Consider the following 18,932-nt stretch of genomic DNA (forward strand, 5'->3'; position numbering starts at 1 on the left):
AGTGCAGCAGATAGCCCGCTCTGTCGCCCTCGCATTTAATAATTTGCCGCGCCCCCACCGCGTTATGCTGGGGTCATTAACCGTTGTCACACTGGCCGTCGCTGTCTGGCGGCCGTATGTCTATCATCCCCATGACGTTGCGCCGATTGTCAAAGAGATTGCGCTGGATAAAAACGCATTGCGCACTCTGCTGCCGGAAGCCAGCGAGCCTATCGATCAAACCACGGCCGAACCTGAAGAGGATTTGCCGGCGGACGACATCGACAAAGATGTGCCTGACAATCCCGATCAGCATGACTACACCATTTCATCTGGCGATACGTTAAGCAGCGCGCTGAATCAGTATGGCATCGATCTCAGCGACATCAATGCGCTGGTCGCCAGTGATAAAGCGCTGCGCAATCTGCAGGTGGGCCAGCAGCTAAGCTGGACGCTGGATGCAGAAGGGCAGCTGCAGGCGTTTAGCTGGGAAATCAACCGCCGTGAAACCCGTACCTATGCGCGTCAGCCAAATGGCAGCTTCAGCATGCAGCAGGAGATGCAGAAAGGCGAATGGCAAAATAGCGTGCTGAAAGGGGAAGTGCGCGGCAGCTTTGCTGCCAGTGCGCAGCGTGCCGGTCTGAGCAGCGCTGAAACCAGCAACGTCATTAAAGCGATGCAGTGGCAGATGGATTTTCGCAAACTGCGTTCGGGCGATGAGTTCAGCGTGCTGATGTCGCGCGAGATGCTGGATGGTAAAAGTGCCCAGAGCCAGCTGCTGGGCGTGCGCGTGCGCAGCGGCGGCAAAGATTACTACGCCTTCCGCGCGGAAGATGGCAAGTTCTACGATCGCAGCGGTTCGGGTCTGGCGCGGGGCTTTATGCGCTTTCCAACGGTTAAGCAGTATCGCGTCTCTTCAAACTTTAACCCGCGCCGCCTCAACCCGGTAACCGGGCGCATCTCACCGCATAAAGGCGTCGACTTTGCGCTGCCGGTGGGGACGCCGGTGCTGGCCGTCGGCGATGGCGAAGTGGTGGTGGCTAAAAATGGCGGAGCTGCGGGCAACTACGTGGCGATTCGTCACGGCCGTCAGTATATGACGCGCTATATGCACCTGAGCCGTGCGCTGGTAAAGCCGGGGCAGAAAGTTAAACGCGGCGATCGCATCGCGCTCTCGGGTAATACCGGGCGCTCAACCGGTCCTCACCTGCATTACGAGGTGTGGATTAATAATCAGGCTGTTAACCCGCTGACGGCGAAAATGCCGCGCATGGAAGGGCTGACCGGGAAAGATCGCAGTACCTACCTTGCACAGGTTAAAACCTGGCTGCCGCAGCTGGCGCTGTAAAAGTCCGGCGGCGAATAAACGTAAAACCGACGATTAATTCGTCGGTTTTTTGCTTTCAGGCGCGTGAAGATTGCAAAAATAGCTGCCGTCACTATTATTGAGCCGTCATTGTCAGAGGCGAGTGCATGGAAACCCGAAAAAAAAATAACAGCGAGTTTATTCCCGTTTTTCAACGTTCTTTTTTAAAACCTAAATACTGGGGAAGCTGGCTGGCGATTGGTGCGCTGGCGGGCATGGCAATGCTGCCGCCACGCCTGCGCGATCCTGTACTGGGTAGCTTAGGCACCTTTGCCGGTAAGCTGGCAAAAAGTGCGCGGCGTCGTGCGCTGATCAATCTCTACTACTGCCTGCCGGAACTGAGTGAAGCGCAGCGCGAAGAGATTGCTGACCGCATGTTTGCAACCGCGCCGCAGGCGATGGCGATGATGGCAGAACTCGGCATGCGCAACCCGGAGCGGGTGCGTCAGCGGGTAGAGTGGCACGGCCGTGAAATTATTACTGACTTACAGAATAACAATGAGAATGTGATCTTCCTGGTGCCGCACGGCTGGGGCGTGGATATTCCCGCCATGCTGCTGGCGTCGGAAGGGCAGAAGATGGCAGCGATGTTTCACAATCAGAGCGATCCGCTGATGGATTATCTGTGGAACACCGTACGCCGCCGGTTTGGTGGCCGTATGCATGCGCGCAACGACGGGATTAAGCCCTTTATCGCCTCAGTGCGTCAGGGCTACTACGGCTACTATCTGCCGGATCAGGATCACGGTGCTGAGCACAGCGAGTTTGTCGATTTCTTTGCAACCTACAAGGCTACGCTGCCGGCAGTGGGACGACTGATGAAAGTCTGCCGGGCGCGGGTAGTGCCGCTGTTTCCGGTATACAACAGTAAAACGCACCGCCTGGAGATCTACGTGCGGCCGCCGATGGACGATCTGGTGGATGCGGATGACACCAGGCTGGCACGCCGTATGAATGAAGAAGTGGAGATTTTTGTGCGGCCGCATCCGGAGCAATATACCTGGATCCTGAAGCTGCTGAAAACGCGTAAAGAGGGGGATATTGAGCCTTACCGGCGTAAAGATCTCTATCCGCGTAAGTAATTCTGTATGCTGCCGCTACCCGCAGTGCGTAGCGGCAGCGCACGGTTATACGACCTCTTCGACCCTGCTCAGTCGTCTGCGCTCACGCAGAAACAGCGTAACCAGCACAAACCACAGCAGACCCGCAGCAAAATTCAGCGTACTGAACCACGGCGTACCGCCGTGAAAATAGCCCGCTTTAGCCAGCTCAATGCCCGCTGCCAGCGTCAGGATGCTGATCATTCCCAGCATGGCGGCAATACTGCCTTTGCCTTCACTGCTGGCGTAAAGCGTCAGGCGATAGAGACCGGCATTCACCATGCCAGCCCCGAACGCATAGAGACTGAGTCCGGCGGTTAACAGCAGGTAGGTGTGGCTGTTCATCAGGTTGGCAATCAGCGCTATGCCGAGTCCGATTAAGATGGGCCAGGCAGCCAGTTTCACTGGCTGTTCAATCGGTACGCGACCCGCCAGTTTGCCCAGCGTCAGATTGCCGGCAATCATAGCCAGAAACACCGGCAGCTGGAGCAGGGCATAGTGCATGCGCGACAGGCCCTCATCGTGCATAAGGATCACCGGTGACAGCGCCACCCACGTCAGAATGGGAATAAACACCAGGCCGATAGCAAAGGAACCGTACATCACCTGTTTGTCACGTGCCAGCCGGCCATAGCCGCGCGCCAGCACCGGCAGCGCAACGGAGCGACTGCGATCGCCTGCCGTTTCCGGCATGATGCGCCACAGCAAAATAAAGGCGATTACGCTGCAGATCGCAAACAGCCAGAACATACTGCGCCAGCTGCCTGCGGTGAGCCATGCCGCCCCGGCCAGCGGACCGGCCAGCGGCGCCAGCAGCGCCACATTCGCCATCAGGGCCATTACCCGCACCGCGAGCGCCTCTTCAAACGCTTCCTGTACCGCCGCATAGCTGACGGCGCCAATAAAGCAGAGGCTGATGCCCTGAATGAAGCGCAGCGTGACAAACTGCTCAATTGTGCTGACCCAGGTGGTAAGGATGCAGGCCAGCACAAAAAACAGGATGCCGGAAAGCAATACCGGACGCCGGCCATACTTATCTGATAGCGGGCCCAGCAGCCACTGCAGCACCACGCCGCCCATCAGATAGGCAGTCAGAGAGGTGGAGACCCACTGCGGGCCGACTGCAAACTCCTGCGTGACCAGCAGCATGCCGGGCTGGATCATGTCATGAGCGATATAAGTAGCGAACTCAAACAGGACCAGCGCCAGTGGAAACAGCAGCGTACGTCCGGTTAAGCGGGCAATAGGTTGGTAGCGGGCCATCAAGCCTCCCTGAAAATGCAAAATAAAACGCGACCGCCAGAGCAGTCGCGTTTGTCCATTTTTACAGCCGCTACGCTTAACGCGTCGGCGTTAGTCGACGCGCAGCACGCGGCTGGTGTTGGTGGTGCCGGTTGCGCCCATCACATCACCCTGGGTGACAATCACCAGGTCGCCGGAGACGAGGAAACCTTTATCGCGCAGCAGATTTACCGCGTCGTGGGCGGCAGCCACACCGTCGTTGTTGCTGTCAAAATAGACCGGCGTCACGCCGCGATAGAGAGCGGTCAGGTTTAGCGTACGCTCATGGCGCGACATCGCAAAAATCGGCAAACCTGACGTGATACGTGACGTCATCAGCGCGGTACGGCCTGATTCGGTCATGGTAATAATGGCAGAAACACCCTGCAGATGGTTTGCTGCATACATAGCTGACATCGCGATCGCTTCTTCGACGTTGTCAAACTGTACGTCCAGGCGATGTTTGGAGACGTTTACGCTTGGGATCTTTTCAGCGCCGAGGCAGACTTTCGCCATCGCAGAAACGGTTTCCGCCGGATATTGCCCGGCTGCGGTTTCCGCTGACAGCATCACGGCGTCAGTACCATCCAGCACGGCGTTGGCCACATCCATCACTTCCGCACGGGTTGGCATGGGATTGGTGATCATCGATTCCATCATCTGCGTGGCGGTAATGATGGTGCGGTTCAGCTGACGGGCGCGACGGATCAGCGCTTTCTGAATACCAACCAGTTCCGGATCGCCGATTTCAACGCCCAGATCGCCGCGCGCCACCATGACAACGTCAGACGCGAGGATAATATCATCCATTGCTTCCTGTGTCGCAACCGCTTCTGCGCGCTCCACTTTGGCCACCAGCTTTGCATCACAGCCGGCGTCGCGAGCCAGACGACGGGCGTAGTTCATATCTTCGCCATTGCGCGGGAATGACACCGCCAGATAATCAACGCCGATTTTTGCCGCCGTGACGATATCCAGCTTATCTTTTTCAGTCAGCGCTTCGGCAGAGAGGCCGCCGCCCAGCTTGTTGATACCTTTGTTATTAGAGAGCGGACCACCGACGGTAACTTCAGTGAAGACTTTCACATCCTGCACCTCCAGCACCTTCAGCTGTACGCGGCCATCATCGAGCAGCAGAATATCGCCCGGCACGACATCTTCCGGCAATCCTTTGTAATCGATGCCGACTTTTTCTTTGTCGCCTTCACCTTTGCTCAGGTTCGCATCAAGCAGAAAACGATCGCCGACACTGAGAAATACTTTCCCTTCTTTAAACGTAGAGACGCGGATTTTTGGCCCCTGCAGGTCGCCGAGAATCGCCACGTGACGCCCCAGCTTGGCGGCTATCTGACGTACGCGATCGGCGCGCTGCTGGTGATCTTCGGGCGTGCCGTGGGAGAAATTAAGGCGTACTACGTTAGCGCCTGCCGCGATGATTTTTTCAAGGTTATTGTCGCGGTCGGTTGCCGGGCCGAGGGTAGTAACAATCTTGGTTCTTCTGAGACGACGTGACGGGGATTTTGAGATGAAAGCTGTAGGGCTGGTCATTCGGTGATCCTTTTATTCTATCTGAGTGATTGGCATTAAATTTACAATGCGCGTGTCTCTGTTTGGCTATTGATACTGCTTCCAGGGTGTTGACGCAAAAGGCTTGAAGTATTAACGCCAGGTAAACGCTTACACCTAAGGTACACCAAATGTCTGACCCTGTTAAGATGGGTCTGCTTTGTCAAAGTGCGGAGCGATCTATCACGCTAAAACGCGGCACAGGATAACCCCGGTTTTGCTTGCGCATTTTTAGCATCGGTATAACACGGCTGCATAGCAGAGCTAAAATGCGCCCGAACGGCACCGCACAGACATGAAAGCGCTTACATCACCTTGATTTAGTAAAAATTTGCTCTGTGAAGCACACCTTCGCGCAGCGGCAGATAAATGCGAAGCTGAATTCTTTGTCATACTTCTGCAGGCCCCGTCTGTAATGACTGACGTAAACCCTGGTCAGGGACGCCGGCCTGTTGGTTACGCGACGTCGCGATGAACAGCGGGACGCTCGCTTGTCCTGGCGCGGCGAAAAAAGTACATTGTGCCGTAAGAACATGACAATAAAGGTCCGGGATGGTGAGGATGCACATCCGGGAGATCCTGCAACGAGGAGAGGAAAATGGCGGTAACACAAACAGCCCAGGCATGCGATCTGGTGATTTTCGGTGCCAAAGGCGATCTTGCACGCCGTAAACTGTTGCCTTCGCTTTATCAGCTGGAGAAAGCTGGTCAGATCCACGAAACCACCCGTATTATCGGAGTAGGACGTGCGGAGTGGGATAAAGCGGCTTATACCAAAGTGGTACGCGAGGCGCTGGAAACCTTCATGAAAGAGAAGATTGATGAAGCGCTGTGGGATAAGCTCAGCGGCCGTCTCGACTTCTGTAACCTCGATGTGAACGATACAACGCATTTCACCAAACTGGGTAAAATGCTCGATCAAAAAGAGCGCGTAACCATTAACTACTTTGCTATGCCACCGAGCACGTTCGGTGCCATTTGTGAAGGGCTTGGCGCAGCGAAGCTGAACGCAAAACCTGCCCGCGTGGTAATGGAAAAGCCGCTGGGTACCTCGCTGGAAACCTCGCGTGAAATCAACGACAGCGTGGGTAAATTCTTTGACGAGAGCCAGGTGTTCCGTATTGACCACTATCTGGGCAAAGAGACGGTGCTGAATCTGCTGGCGCTGCGCTTTGCTAACTCAATCTTTGTGAATAACTGGGACAACCGCACCATCGACCACGTGCAGATCACCGTGGCAGAGGAGGTGGGGATTGAAGGCCGCTGGGGTTATTTTGATAAAGCGGGCCAGATGCGCGACATGATTCAGAACCACCTGCTGCAGGTACTGACCATGATTGCTATGTCACCGCCCTCCGATCTCAGTGCAGATGCAATCCGCGATGAGAAAGTAAAAGTACTGCGTTCACTGCGCCGGATCGATCAAACCAACGTGCGTGAAAAAACCGTACGCGGTCAGTACACGGCAGGATTTGTACAGGGTAAAAAAGTACCGGGCTATCTGGAAGAGGAGGGCGCTAACAAGCAGAGCGCAACCGAGACTTTTGTGGCTATTCGCGTTGATATTGATAACTGGCGCTGGGCGGGTGTACCTTTCTACCTGCGCACCGGCAAGCGTCTGCCTTCCAAATGCTCTGAGGTCGTCGTCTATTTCAAGAACCCGGAGATGAACCTGTTCAAAGACTCCTATTCTGAACTGCCGCAGAACAAACTCACTATTCGTCTGCAGCCGGATGAAGGTGTGGATATCGAGATCCTTAACAAAGTACCAGGGCTGGATCACAAGCATAAGCTGCAGACCACTAAGCTGGATCTGAGCTATTCAGAAACCTTTAATCAGTCACATCTGGCGGATGCCTATGAGCGTCTGCTGCTGGAATCAATGCGCGGCATTCAGGCGCTGTTTGTCCGTCGCGATGAGGTAGAAGCAGCATGGGGCTGGGTGGATTCAATTATCGAGGCCTGGAATGCGGATGGCGACGCCTCTAAACCGTATCAGGCAGGCACCTGGGGCCCGGTGGCTTCCGTTGCGATGATCACCCGCGACGGCCGTTCATGGAACGAATTTAGCGAGTAATCGCCCGTTGTACGGATGCGCCATTCAGACTCAACCAATACCTCTGCCATGCAGGGGTATTTTTTTGCGCAGCGCGTGCCAACGCCCATAGCAGAGAGAGTCCACAGCAGCATCACCACGTGGTGTTGCATAGACGCAAAGCCGTTTTATCTTGTATGGTAAAGCGCTAATGATGAGAACGCAGCCGTCGGGGCTGCGGTGACCAGGGAAACCTCATGAAGAACTGGAAGATAAGTGCAGAGCAGGTGCTGAGCACCGGGCCGGTCGTGCCGGTTATTGTAGTAAAGCAGCCTGAGCACGCTGTGCCGATGGCAAAAGCGCTGGTCGCAGGCGGTATCCGGGTGCTGGAGGTGACGCTGCGTACGCCGGTTGCGATGGATGCGCTGCGCGCCATTATTCGTGAGGTGCCGGAAGCGATTGTGGGCGCCGGTACGGTTATCAATACGCAGCAGCTGAAAGAGGTCACGGATGCAGGCGCGCAGTTTGTGATAAGCCCGGGACTGACCGAGTCGCTGCTCCGGGCCGCAACAGAGGGGCCGGTACCGCTGATCCCGGGGATCAGCACCGTGTCAGAGCTGATGATGGGTATGGATCATGGCCTGCGCGAATTCAAGTTCTTCCCGGCTGAAGCCAGCGGCGGCGTAAAGGCGCTTTCCGCGCTTGCCGGACCTTTTCCGCAGGTACGGTTTTGCCCGACCGGCGGCATTTCACCGGCAAACTATCGTGACTATCTGGCGCTGAAAAGCGTGCTGTGTATCGGCGGCTCGTGGCTGGTACCGGATGAGGCGCTGCAGCAGGGCGACTGGGAGCGGATTACGCAGCTGGCGCGTGAGGCGATAGCGGGCGCGCGGTAGCCCGGGAAGCAGATATCTGGCAGCAGGCGTATGGCCTGCTGCCAGCGCTGTCAGCCTTCGGCGGTTATCGCTGCCGCACTGGCGACGGCGCGCGCTACCGCCTCTTCCGTGCTCTCTCCGGTTGCCAGCGCAACGCCCAGGCGACGCTGTCCGCTGATCTCCGGTTTACCAAACAGGCGCAGCTGCAGGCCCGCGCCCAGCGCGGCATCAACGTGTGCAAAGCGCACATCCTGACTCTCCAGCTGCGGCAGGATCACGCTGACGCCGCCGGTCCATACTGGCGAATAGTGCCGATCGGCAGCCCGAGAAACGCCCGCACGTGCAGAGCGAACTCAGAGAGATCCTGAGAAATCAGCGTCACCATGCCGGTATCATGCGGGCGGGGCGACACTTCGCTGAACACCACCTCATCACCGCAAACGAACAGCTCAACGCCAAACAGGCCATATCCACCCAGCGCGTTTACCACGCTGGCCGCAATCTCCTGCGCCCGTGCGAGGGCAGCGGCGCTCATCTGCTGCGGCTGCCAGGATTCGCGGTAATCTCCCTCCTCCTGGCGATGGCCGATCGGGGCGCAGAAGTGGATGCCGTCAACGGCGCTGACCGTCAGCAGCGTAATTTCGAAATCGAATCTGACCACGCCTTCAACAATCACCCGGCCCGCACCGGCACGGCCACCCTGCTGGGCATAATCCCACGCCTGCTGCAGCGCGTCCGCGCTGCGAATAAAGCTCTGACCTTTGCCGGATGAACTCATCACCGGCTTAATGATGCAGGGAAACCCTATCGCTTCTGCTGCGGTAAAAAAGTGCGCCTGGCTGTCGGCAAACTGATAGCGTGAGGTGGGCAGGTTCAGTTCTTCGGCGGCCAGACGACGGATCCCCTCCCGGTTCATGGTCAGGCGTGCGGCGCGAGCGGTCGGCACCACTTTCTGCCCCCGGGCTTCAAGCTCAACCAGCGTATCGGTGGCAATCGCCTCAATTTCCGGCACCACAAAGTGCGGCTGTTCACGGGCGATCAGTGCAGCCAGCGCCTCGCCATCCAGCATATTGATTACGTGGCTGCGATGCGCAACCTGCATCGCCGGCGCATCGGCATAGCGATCGACGGCGATCACTTCCACACCTAAACGCTGGCACTCCAGCGCGACCTCTTTACCCAGCTCGCCTGAGCCCAGCAGCATAACGCGCGTGGCACCGGGTCGCAGTGCCGTTCCGAGAGTTGTCATACCTGTCACCTTAGCAGTCAAAAAAGCGCCAGCAGTATATACGAAAACGTTTGCGCGCTCACGTTTTACGCCGGTAAAGATTTTCCGTACTTTGCCCGCTCTGACATTTTCTGACGCAGGTTGCGCCAGGATAAAGCGGGCTAACTTAAACGGGAGTTAAACAATGAATCAGTGGCTGCAGCAGCTTCAGACGGTTCTGGCAAAGAAAAAGGGCGGGACTTCCGGGTTGGGTGACCTCCTGGGGCCCGGGGCACTGGGTGGGCTGGCAGGCGTGCTGGCGGGCAGCAAATCGTCACGTAAGCTGCTGACAAAATTTGGCGGCAAGGCGCTACTGCTGGGCGGCGGTGCGGCAGCCGGTGCGCTGTTATGGAATAAATATAAAGATCGTATCCGCACAGCGTATCCGCCCGCATCCGGCACTGACGGGCAACAGACGCCGCCTGACCAGCGCGCAGAGCGGCTGATCGCTGCACTGGTATTTGCGGCCAAAAGTGATGGTCATATTGATGAGGCTGAACAGGCTGCAATTGAGAAACAGATTCAGCAGGCGGGCTATGGCGCGCAGGCGGAAAGCCTGATTAAGCAGGCGATGGCGCGTCCGCTCGATCCGCAGTGGCTGGCGGCTGGAGTAAAAAATGAAGAGGAGGCGCTGGAACTCTACGTGCTCAGCTGTGCAGCTGTCGATATCGACCACTTTATGGAGCGCAGTTATCTCACCGCGCTGGGCGATGCGCTGAATATTCCGGAGGATGTTCGTGACGGGATCCAGCGAGACATCGCCGCAGAATCTGCTGGCTGAGAGGTCGGAAACAGCTGCGCCTGCGGCAGTTCTGGCATTCCCGCCTGATTGGTGCCACGCTTGCATAAAACGATTTCTCCGGGAGAAACCGCGTTATGAAACAGCCGCAGGCAAAAAAATTCCGCATGTCATGACGTTGCATGGCGATACGCGCACTGATGATTACTTCTGGCTGCGCGATGACGATCGTGAAGACCCCAGCGTGCTTGCCTATCTGCAGGAGGAGAACCGCTACGGCAGGGCGATGATGGCGTCGCAGAATGCACTGCAGGAGAAGGTGCTGAAAGAGATTGTCGATCGTATTCCGGGTCAGGACTATTCTGTGCCCTATACGAAAAACGGCTTTCGCTATCAGCGCCGTTATGAGGCCGGGAACGAATATGCAGCGTTTTATCGGCAGCCGGTTGAGGGCGGGGCGGACGCATCCTGGCAGCTGCTGCTTGACGGCAACCGGCGCGCTGCGCACAGCGACTTCTACACCATGGGAGCGCTGGATATCAGCCCGGACAATCAGGTTATGGCACTGGCGGAAGATTTTTTATCGCGCCGTCAGTATGGTATCCGCTTTCGTAACCTGCAGAGCGGCAGCTGGTATCCTGAAGTATTACATAACGCCTCATCCAGCGTAGCCTGGGCAAACGACTCGCGTACGCTTTACTATGTGCGCAAACATCCGAAAACGCTGCTGGCGTATCAGATATGGCGCCATGAGCTGGGCCATCCGCAGAGTGATGACCAGCTGGTATATGAAGAGAAGGATGAGAGCTTTCATCTTAGCGTGCATAAAACCACGTCAGAGCACTTTATTCTGATTGCGCTCTTCAGCACCACCACCAGTGAGATCCTGCTGCTGGACGCGGAGTATCCTGACGCGCAGCCGCAGGTATTCTGCCCGCGCCGGCGCGATCACGAATACAGCATCGACCACTATAACCACAATTTTTATATCCGCTCGAACCGCGACGGCAAGAACTTCGGTCTCTACCGCAGCGCCTGGCTGGCGGAGCAGCGCTGGGAGACGCTGATACCGGCGCGCGAGCACGTCGTTCTGGAGGATTTCCAGCTGTTTCGCAGCTGGCTGGTAGTAGAAGAACGCCAGCGCGGCGTCAGTACTTTGCGGCAGATTAACCGCGCCAGCGGCGAGAGCTATGGTATCGCGTTTGACGATCCCGCCTATGTGACCTGGCTGGCGTTTAACCCCACGCCGGAGAGCGATACGCTGCGCTACGGCTACTCCTCGATGACCACGCCCGATACGCTGTTTGAACTGAATATGGAGACCGGGGAGCGACGCATCCTCAAACAGACGCCGATACCAGGCTTTGATCCGGATGAGTACAGAAGTGAGCACCAGTGGATCAAAACGCGCGACGGTACCGAAGTGCCGGTATCGCTGGTTTATCATCGGAAATATTTTCAGCGCGGTAAAAATCCGCTGCTGGTCTATGGCTATGGCGCCTACGGCAGCACGATGGAGGCGAACTTTAGCGCCAGCCGCGTCAGCCTGCTGCAGCGCGGTTTTATCTATGCCATTGTGCATGTCCGCGGCGGGGGCGAGCTGGGCCAGCAGTGGTATGACAGCGGCCGTCTGATGCATAAGATGAACAGCTTCACCGATTTTATCGACGTGACGCAGGGGCTGGTGGCCAAAGGCTATGGCGATCCGCAGCGTCTCTACGCCATGGGCGGTAGCGCGGGCGGGCTGCTAATGGGCGCGGTTGTCAATATGGCACCGACCCTGTTCCACGGCGTGGTAGCGCAGGTGCCGTTTGTGGATGTGGTGACAACCATGCTCGATCCTACTATTCCGTTAACCACCGGCGAGTATGATGAGTGGGGCAATCCGGAACAGCCCGACGCCTATCACTACATCAGCCGTTACAGCCCCTATGATAATGTGACCGCGCAGGCGTATCCGCATCTGCTGATCACCACCGGGCTGCACGATTCACAGGTGCAGTACTGGGAGCCCGCCAAGTGGGTGGCAAAGCTGCGCGAACATAAAACCAGTGACGCGCTGCTGCTGCTCTGTACCGACATGGATTCCGGCCACGGCGGTAAGTCGGGACGCTTTAAATCCTATGAGGGCGTTGCGCAGGAATTTACGTTCCTGATTGCTCTGGCGCAGGGCAGCCTGCCGGATCGGGTGGATTACTGATCGTCTTTGACATATTTACGCAGCGCCTGCCGCAGCGGCGGGCGCAGATCGCGGACATTGTCCAGTACCCAGCGCAGATAACCCGGATCGCGGCGCGCAATAGCGCTGATACTCTGTCCGCGATATTTGCCAAATGGAAAGATATCTCCGGAGAGCGCAGCCGGTTCAGTCCGGCTTACCATCTCTGCCGGACTCCAGCCGGAGATCTCCATAATACGGATCAGCAGCGCGGCGGTAACGTAGCAGTCATAAAGCGCGCGGTGTGCATGCAGGTCTGCAGGCGGCGTCACCTCAAGTTTCAGGCTGTGCCGCAGCGCCTGATTACCATATTTAATGCCGGGCCACAGTTTGCGCGCCAGCGTCATGGTGCAGATCCATTCGCCCGGCATGGCGGGCAGCATGCGGCGGTCAAAGCTGGCGTTGTGAGCCACATAGTGCGGGCTGCCGTGATAGCGGCTGATGATCGCTTCTATCGGCGGTTTATCCGCCACCATCGCTTCTGTGATGCGGTGCACCATCATTGCCTGACGGCTGATAGGGCGATCCGGGCAGACCAGATCGCTCATCGGATTGACTATCTGCCCGTCAATAACATCCACGGAGGCGATCTCTACCACGCCGCCCTGCAGGCCGCAGGTTTCTGTATCTATCACGCGTAACATAGGTTATTTCTGCTTAGGTTCGTAGGGCAGGCGGGAAAGGCTGAGCGAAGCCTGACGATAGTGCATCAGGCGCTGGCGGAACCAGTCGCGCAGCGCTTCCGGCTGCTCGCGTTCAACCATCTCCGCCACGACCGGCATATTGTAGCGCTCTTTGAACGCGACGCCTGCCGCCGCCAGCTCAACGTTGACTTTGTCTTTCTCTTCCTGCGACAGCTGTGCAAGATTATAACGCATGCTTTTCTCCTGATAATCAGCGGCAAAAATAATGGTTTCATGCAGCAGGATCAAGGGCAACCGGATCGCACTGCAGGTCTCGACACGCTGAATCGGGCGGCGTATCCTGCTGCCACATCAGCGGCAGCGCCGGAAAACCCGCCGGGTAATCTGTCTGCCTGCCGTGTCAGTGAAGATGAAATGAGGTCAATATTTTGCTGAAAAAAGTGATTCCTGCCTGCCTGCTGCTGGCGCTCTGCAGCCAGGCGCTGGCGGGCGAAATTATTACGGTCAGTCGTTTTGAAATCGGTAAGGCAAAGTGGCCCTTCACGCGTGAAGAGGTGATGCTGACCTGTGAAAAGGATGGCGCACTGTTTGCCATTAACCCCAGCACGCTACTGCAGTATCCGCTGAATGAAAAAGCGCTGGCGCGTGCCGATGCGGGGCAGGGCACGCTGCAGTCGATTAATACTATCCTGGCAGATGATAAGGCGCATCCCGGCAGTAAAATGTCGCTGCAGCCGATTATCGATCGCGCGCAGCAGCTGTGCGTTAAGTAAAAGCCGGCAGACGCCGCCGTCAAAAAGCGTTGCAGGCGTCTGGTAGTGCCAGCGCGATCACAGAGTTGGCAGCTTTCCGGCTCGCCTCAGGCTGCTTGCTGGACAATGTTCGCCGTTGGACTACCTTTAAAAGGCAAGGCACCTCGCCTTCAAAAATGCCAACTTTTAGCGCACGGCTCACTACGAGCCATTTCCCTGGACCCGATACAGGAATCGTATTGGGTCTTTTTTTAACTGGTTGTTATCGAAAGATAACTCAGGGGTTTCCCAGCATTTACCCGACATCTCACTCCGGACGGCACTCGCACTGGTTCTGAACAGGTAAATCCAGGCGTTAGCGGATAGTCAGTCAGCTACCTGACAGAACAGAAGCGTTATCCCTTTCCCTGATCCACTATTTTATAAAACAGTGGAACGATCGCTCGCCGGAAACGATGTTTTAACCTGGCTTTTAACGGTCGTGATGACATAAGTTGATTCCAGATAACCTTTTTTTGCCGGGCAATCTCACTCATATCATTATTACTGTTTATTGTAGACTGGCTGGCCTCTTCGGAGAGCTGAACCGGATGCGGGACCACCGAAAAAACGCTTACAAACGCGTGCTCTGCAAAAAGCGTCCATTTATCTGCAGTGATCCAGACAGGATGCAGGTTTTTTAAGAGAGATTGCGCGGCTTTGTGGTTAATTACGTATGAGTGAGTGGTGGTGGCCTGCAGCGTTTTATGCAGAGTATGTTTATGGGTTAAATGAGAGACAGGCGATAATAAATAACTGTTTGCACGGCTAAAAAGGATCACTTCTGGTCTGTGGCTGGCGGGCTTTATTTTTTCCAGTACGTCCCTGGCTTCGCGAGTGAAAATAATGTCATCTTCCAGAATCATTGCCGCTTCAATATTGCTGTCGACGATTTTCTGGTAAATTTTTTGATGACTTAATGCGCACCCAATCTCTCCGGGTAAAAATGCGTAATTAATCGGTGCACTTGCGGCAGCTCTTTCATCGGCTGTCATGAGCGTGCCATCGACCGCTTCGACAAATTCGTAATCAAGATTAAGTGCATCAAGCTGGGATGCAATTTTATTCCGTCTTTCGACCGATCTTTTTAAGTTTACAATAAAAATTTTCATTATCTGCCGTGCGCGATGTGCGGTTCCTTTACATTCCTGACCTGAATAATGCAGATATTATCATATAAACAATCTTGCTGAGTATAAGGCCTCAGCCGGTAACTGGCTCCGTTCTGTAGTTTATAAACCGGACAAAACAGGTTAAAAGTTTGCCTTATTGCTGAAACAGGCTACGCTTAAAGGGTGACAACTCAATGCGCCGTATCTAACGACGGACTGTTTGCTAATCAATGATGATCAACAGGCGCACCAATTCAGGGCTCTGCTTCGGCAGGGCCTTTCCTTTGCCCGCTGTTGCCCGCAAAGCGCGCGCAGCAGCGGGTAAAGCGCTCACTCCAGCAGATAAATACCTGCAACGAGTGTGCCTACAGAAATAATGTGCAGTAGCTCAGTCATGGTTCGCCCTCCCGGATATGTACAGACAAAGTCAAGGACGGATATCACACTTCGTCAAATTTAATCATGGCGGGTGATTATTCTGAAACAGCATTATCGCCCTGCGTTTTGTCTGAATTCAGCGTGACGGCGGTGACGCTGACAGACCGCTAACTGATTAAGTTCAGAGAATAAAGTGGTTTACCTGCCGCACTAACTTCAGGTTGCGCTGTCTCAGTTACAGATGTTTTAGTCCGTATCGATCTTAAAAACACAGCAAAACTCTTTTTTTGTACTATATTGTTATAGCAAAGGGTGAGTTTTGTAAAAAAGAGTCATGCTGTACCCTTAACAATAAACAGACAGGCCGCGAAAGGCCGTTTTAAACCAAAGGATATAAAAATTATTTCAGTTTCAATTTCTATGCGTTGCCCTCACTGTCTGGGCTCGCAGTATCGCAAATCCGCATTTGACGTTTCTGAGAAGAATCCGGCGGGTGCTAAGTGCATATTCTGTAAAACAGCGATGGTTGCTCTTAACCCTGCGGCGATGAATACGTTAGCTAAGCTTAAAATGAATAACGATATGCTTCACAGATAACCGATCTCTGCCACGCAAAAGGCCACCTCAGGGTGGCCTTTTTACTTTTTGCTGACGACAGCATCTATCCCGATGGCTACAGAATAATCCAGCGCCTGGCAGGCGCTCAGGCTTCAGGCTGGCCTGCCGGGCCTTTACTCATCGGCCCGCCGGGCACCGGATGCTCCATCGGCGGAGCAGGGCGGCCATCCGGACCCAGCGGGCGTTCCGGCTGCTGACAACCGGCCAGCATCAGCAGGCTGGCAGAGATAATTAATCCACTAAAAAACAGCTTCATCAGAGACTCCTTGATTAACAGGCAACCCGGCGTTGCACATTAACCCTAGCTGATAAATCTGTGCGCTGACGGCAGCGGCTGGCTTAATTTTATCGTCCTGATTAAAACAGCTGTAAGGCCAGATTTTTATCTCAGACGTCGCCATTCATGGCGTCATTGCTTCTGTTGCCTATACTTAGGTTCTTGATGACAGGAGGCGAACATGTTCAAACATAACAGTAATGAAGAGCGTAAACATGAGGGCGATGTAGCCAAAGGATTGCCTGAAGCGGCCCCCTCTGCCGGAAATGCGTATGAAGAGGATGACCATCCGGTTCAGGACGCGCCGGATGAGCATGGCGAAATTCCCCGTACGCGTGACAGCAGTGAAGATGAAAAGAAAGATCCCTGGGAAGATAAAGGGAAATAACGCGTAGACGCTAAATAAGAGTGGTGTGACATTTATCTTTTTTTCTGCGGCTGGCGCACATATCCCTCAGGCTGCCGCAGAGCGTCAGACAGCAGTGCCTATACTGAAAATACCCAACCCAGGGTCAGGAGGTAAATATGTCAGAACGTCCAGAAGATATTCAGCCTATCCCCGATGATGGACAGGCACCCGGTGCAGATGAAGATTTGCCCATGGATGACGGTGCTGTGCCCAATGATGACGCGCTTCCTGTGGATGACACGCGCAGAATCTGATCGGGATGTATTTACCACTCAGTTAACCCGTATGGCCTGACACTATACGGGTTTTTTAATGAGCGCTTCTCTGGCTGTACCTGAGATCGGGAAAGAGTAAAGCAGCGTTATACTGCCTGAAATGGTATAAAATGCCCTGGTTTCGTATATTTCAGGACAGATCATTAATGGCAGATACACACTATTTACTTTGGGTAATGACAGGGACGCTGACCATCCTCAGCCTGTTTATTGGTGCAATTGTCGGACAGGCAAAAACCCGCCGGCTGGGTATGATGACCTTTACCGGTCTCTGGGCATTTTTTATGCTGGCAATATTTTTGATAACCCGCTAACCCACTATCAGCAGATGCACCAGCCGGGCCAGCGATTCCAGCAGCAGCAGGCTGCCGGTCACCAGCATAATCAACACAATGATAAACTGCTTACGGCCTTTCATGCTGTGCTCTCCATGGCGACGCCATACCGGCATTACACTATGCCGGTTGGGTTAAACTAACGCTCAACCATCAGATTATGAGCCGCAGCCTGCTAGCGAAACAGCCGGCCGTCACGCACCAGCTCGCGCGGATAGCTGTTTTTAATGCGGTTGCCCACTTTTTTAGCCAGTCCAAGCGGCTGCTGCTGCCAGGTGACGATGACTTCATCCCGGTCAGGCAGTGTCTCCGGATGGATATCCTGTCCGCGATACCAGCTTTCCGCTTCCGCTTCATTCAGCGCAAACGCCAGCGATGCATCAGGCCTGGCCAGTGCCATCACCGCCTCATGCTGCCAGCGGTAGCCTTTGGGAAAGGTTTCAGCCAGTTTCAGACCAATGCGTGAGAAGCGCACCTTATTCAGCCACTGCTCTGCGCTGGCCGGAAACAGCCACAGCTCTTTATCGCGCTGCCAGAGCGTCAGGCTCTCATCCCACTGCAGGCCCACCTTAGCCGCTGCCTGCATCACCTCCGCGCTGAGTTTTCGGCTGGCGGGCGCAAACGGCAGTTTCCCGAGTTTATAGCCCGGCGCCGGCAGTGCCGGCACGCTGGCGGTTTTACGCAGACGCGCGACGAAAAATCCTTCGCTGTCGAAGCAGTGAGGAAACACGTGCAGATAGCCTTCCGGCGTCAGGGCAGCCTCTGCGCCGGCAAACAAATCCTGCAGCGACAGGATCTCAATGGCGTCGGGATAGCGTGTCAGCAACCAGGCTATGACCTGCTGATTCTCAATGGTGTTAAGGGTACAGGTTGAGTAGATCAGCACGCCACCGGGCCTGAGCGCGTGAAAAGCGCTGTCGATAAGATCGCGCTGGGTGGCCGCAATCGCCTCGGTGCTGGCCAGCGTCCAGTTGCGCAGCGCATCTGCATCTTTACGCACCACGCCTTCGCCTGAGCAGGGAGCATCAAGCAGGATGGCGTCGAACTGTTCCGGCAGCGCTGCGCCAAACACCCGGCCATCGAAATGCGTCAGCGCCACGTTGCTGACGCCGCAGCGGCTGATATTGGCATGAAGGACTTTGACCCGGCTGGCGGAGTATTCATTGGCGAGGATCGCGCCGCGATTATGCATCAGCGCCGCCAGCTGCGTGGTTTTGGATCCCGGTGCCGCCGCCATATCCATAACCTGCTGTGCGTCCGGCGCGGCGGCAAACAGCGCCGTCACCGGCAGCATCGAGCTCGCTTCCTGAATGTAGAACAGACCGCTAAGATGTTCAGCCACGCTGCCAAGCGGCAGGCTCTCATCATCGCGCTCGATCCAGAATCCCTCTGCGCACCAGGGAACCGGCGTCAGCCGCCAGCCATACTGCGCCGTGCGGGCAAGAAAATCAGCCACGCTGATCTTCAGCGTGTTGACGCGTACACTTTTGCGCAGCGGCTGCTGGCTGATAGCAAGAAAGCGTTGCAGTTCAGCCTCATCAGGGAGGCTGGCACGCATGAGGGTAATGAACTCTTCAGGAAAACGACTGGACACAACAATTTACCGCGCTGACAAATGATGGGCGCAGTGTAACACGCGCAAAGAGAACGGGCAGCCTGCTGGCTGC

At 55.6% G+C, this 18,932-nt stretch carries 18 protein-coding genes and 1 pseudogene; 11 read left to right on the forward strand and 8 right to left on the reverse strand.

Annotation, left to right across the window (positions count from 1 at the left end):
- Position 1 precedes the first annotated feature (1 nt).
- A complete protein-coding gene (gene mepM / locus HA43_RS04380) occupies positions 2-1,327 on the forward strand; it encodes a murein DD-endopeptidase MepM (protein ID WP_071668885.1) in 1,326 nt (441 codons plus the stop codon).
- A gap of 125 nt (positions 1,328-1,452) precedes the next feature.
- Positions 1,453-2,427 (forward strand): lauroyl-Kdo(2)-lipid IV(A) myristoyltransferase, encoded by a 975-nt coding sequence (gene lpxM / locus HA43_RS04385; RefSeq protein ID WP_094111068.1) that lies wholly within the window; start codon positions 1,453-1,455, stop codon positions 2,425-2,427.
- A gap of 45 nt (positions 2,428-2,472) precedes the next feature.
- Here lpxM and HA43_RS04390 read toward each other — a convergent pair whose 3' ends face one another.
- A complete protein-coding gene (locus HA43_RS04390; RefSeq protein ID WP_094111069.1) occupies positions 2,473-3,708 on the reverse strand; it encodes an MFS transporter in 1,236 nt (411 codons plus the stop codon).
- A gap of 90 nt (positions 3,709-3,798) precedes the next feature.
- Positions 3,799-5,274, reverse strand: a complete 1,476-nt coding sequence (pyk, locus tag HA43_RS04395) for a pyruvate kinase (protein WP_052246499.1) — start codon at positions 5,272-5,274, stop codon at positions 3,799-3,801.
- A 616-nt stretch (positions 5,275-5,890) separates the two neighbouring features.
- Between pyk and zwf the strand changes: the two genes are divergently transcribed.
- Together zwf and HA43_RS04405 are read left to right on the forward strand one after the other, a co-directional pair.
- Positions 5,891-7,369 (forward strand): glucose-6-phosphate dehydrogenase, encoded by a 1,479-nt coding sequence (gene zwf / locus HA43_RS04400; RefSeq protein ID WP_071668883.1) that lies wholly within the window; start codon positions 5,891-5,893, stop codon positions 7,367-7,369.
- A gap of 215 nt (positions 7,370-7,584) precedes the next feature.
- Positions 7,585-8,223: a bifunctional 4-hydroxy-2-oxoglutarate aldolase/2-dehydro-3-deoxy-phosphogluconate aldolase gene (locus HA43_RS04405; protein ID WP_094111070.1), complete on the forward strand. Its 639-nt coding sequence runs from the start codon at positions 7,585-7,587 to the stop codon at positions 8,221-8,223.
- A 50-nt stretch (positions 8,224-8,273) separates the two neighbouring features.
- On the opposite strand, the pseudogene purT reads toward HA43_RS04405, so the two are convergent.
- Positions 8,274-9,451 (reverse strand): annotated as a pseudogene (gene purT / locus HA43_RS04410) (formate-dependent phosphoribosylglycinamide formyltransferase).
- Between the two features lie 163 nt (positions 9,452-9,614).
- Here purT and HA43_RS04415 point away from each other — a divergent pair.
- A complete protein-coding gene (locus HA43_RS04415; protein ID WP_094111071.1) occupies positions 9,615-10,250 on the forward strand; it encodes a tellurite resistance TerB family protein in 636 nt (211 codons plus the stop codon).
- A 130-nt stretch (positions 10,251-10,380) separates the two neighbouring features.
- Positions 10,381-12,408, forward strand: a complete 2,028-nt coding sequence (locus HA43_RS04420; RefSeq protein ID WP_094111072.1) for a prolyl oligopeptidase family serine peptidase — start codon at positions 10,381-10,383, stop codon at positions 12,406-12,408.
- Here the strand turns inward: HA43_RS04420 and exoX are convergent.
- Both exoX and HA43_RS04430 read right to left on the reverse strand, forming a co-directional pair.
- Positions 12,402-13,070, reverse strand: coding sequence for an exodeoxyribonuclease X (gene exoX / locus HA43_RS04425; protein ID WP_071668880.1), 669 nt, complete (start codon positions 13,068-13,070; stop codon positions 12,402-12,404). The genes HA43_RS04420 and exoX overlap by 7 nt on opposite strands.
- A 3-nt stretch (positions 13,071-13,073) precedes the next feature.
- Positions 13,074-13,304: a DNA polymerase III subunit theta gene (locus HA43_RS04430; RefSeq protein WP_039385974.1), complete on the reverse strand. Its 231-nt coding sequence runs from the start codon at positions 13,302-13,304 to the stop codon at positions 13,074-13,076.
- Positions 13,305-13,495: 191 nt separating this feature from the next.
- Between HA43_RS04430 and HA43_RS04435 the strand changes: the two genes are divergently transcribed.
- On the forward strand, positions 13,496-13,843 hold the full coding sequence (locus HA43_RS04435) for a YebY family protein (RefSeq protein WP_039384858.1): 348 nt from the start codon (positions 13,496-13,498) through the stop codon (positions 13,841-13,843).
- 374 nt (positions 13,844-14,217) lie between these two features.
- Here the strand turns inward: HA43_RS04435 and HA43_RS04440 are convergent, their stop codons facing one another.
- Complete coding sequence (locus tag HA43_RS04440) at positions 14,218-14,973, reverse strand: glycosyltransferase family 25 protein (RefSeq protein ID WP_094111073.1); 756 nt, start codon at positions 14,971-14,973, stop codon at positions 14,218-14,220.
- Between the two features lie 798 nt (positions 14,974-15,771).
- Between HA43_RS04440 and ymcF the strand changes: the two genes are divergently transcribed.
- Entirely contained in the window at positions 15,772-15,948 is a 177-nt protein-coding gene (gene ymcF, locus HA43_RS19405) for a cold shock small protein YmcF (protein ID WP_419721727.1), read from the forward strand.
- Between the two features lie 106 nt (positions 15,949-16,054).
- On the opposite strand, the gene HA43_RS18990 is transcribed toward ymcF, so the two are convergent.
- A complete protein-coding gene (locus HA43_RS18990) occupies positions 16,055-16,225 on the reverse strand; it encodes a hypothetical protein (protein WP_039384855.1) in 171 nt (56 codons plus the stop codon).
- Between the two features lie 202 nt (positions 16,226-16,427).
- Between HA43_RS18990 and HA43_RS04445 the strand changes: the two genes are divergently transcribed.
- From HA43_RS04445 to HA43_RS18995, 3 genes are all read left to right on the forward strand, one after another.
- The gene (locus HA43_RS04445) at positions 16,428-16,634 is read left to right on the forward strand and encodes a hypothetical protein (protein WP_039384852.1); all 207 of its coding nucleotides are present in this window, start codon (positions 16,428-16,430) and stop codon (positions 16,632-16,634) included.
- A gap of 137 nt (positions 16,635-16,771) precedes the next feature.
- Positions 16,772-16,909, forward strand: a complete 138-nt coding sequence (locus HA43_RS18825; protein WP_158086430.1) for a hypothetical protein — start codon at positions 16,772-16,774, stop codon at positions 16,907-16,909.
- Positions 16,910-17,076: 167 nt separating this feature from the next.
- The gene (locus tag HA43_RS18995; protein WP_166713891.1) at positions 17,077-17,244 is read left to right on the forward strand and encodes a hypothetical protein; all 168 of its coding nucleotides are present in this window, start codon (positions 17,077-17,079) and stop codon (positions 17,242-17,244) included.
- A 196-nt stretch (positions 17,245-17,440) separates the two neighbouring features.
- Here the strand turns inward: HA43_RS18995 and rsmF are convergent, their stop codons facing one another.
- Complete coding sequence (gene rsmF / locus HA43_RS04450; RefSeq protein ID WP_094111074.1) at positions 17,441-18,865, reverse strand: 16S rRNA (cytosine(1407)-C(5))-methyltransferase RsmF; 1,425 nt, start codon at positions 18,863-18,865, stop codon at positions 17,441-17,443.
- Positions 18,866-18,932 lie beyond the last annotated feature (67 nt).

Source organism: Pantoea eucrina, assembly GCF_002095385.1.
Lineage (GTDB): Bacteria > Pseudomonadota > Gammaproteobacteria > Enterobacterales > Enterobacteriaceae > Pantoea > Pantoea eucrina.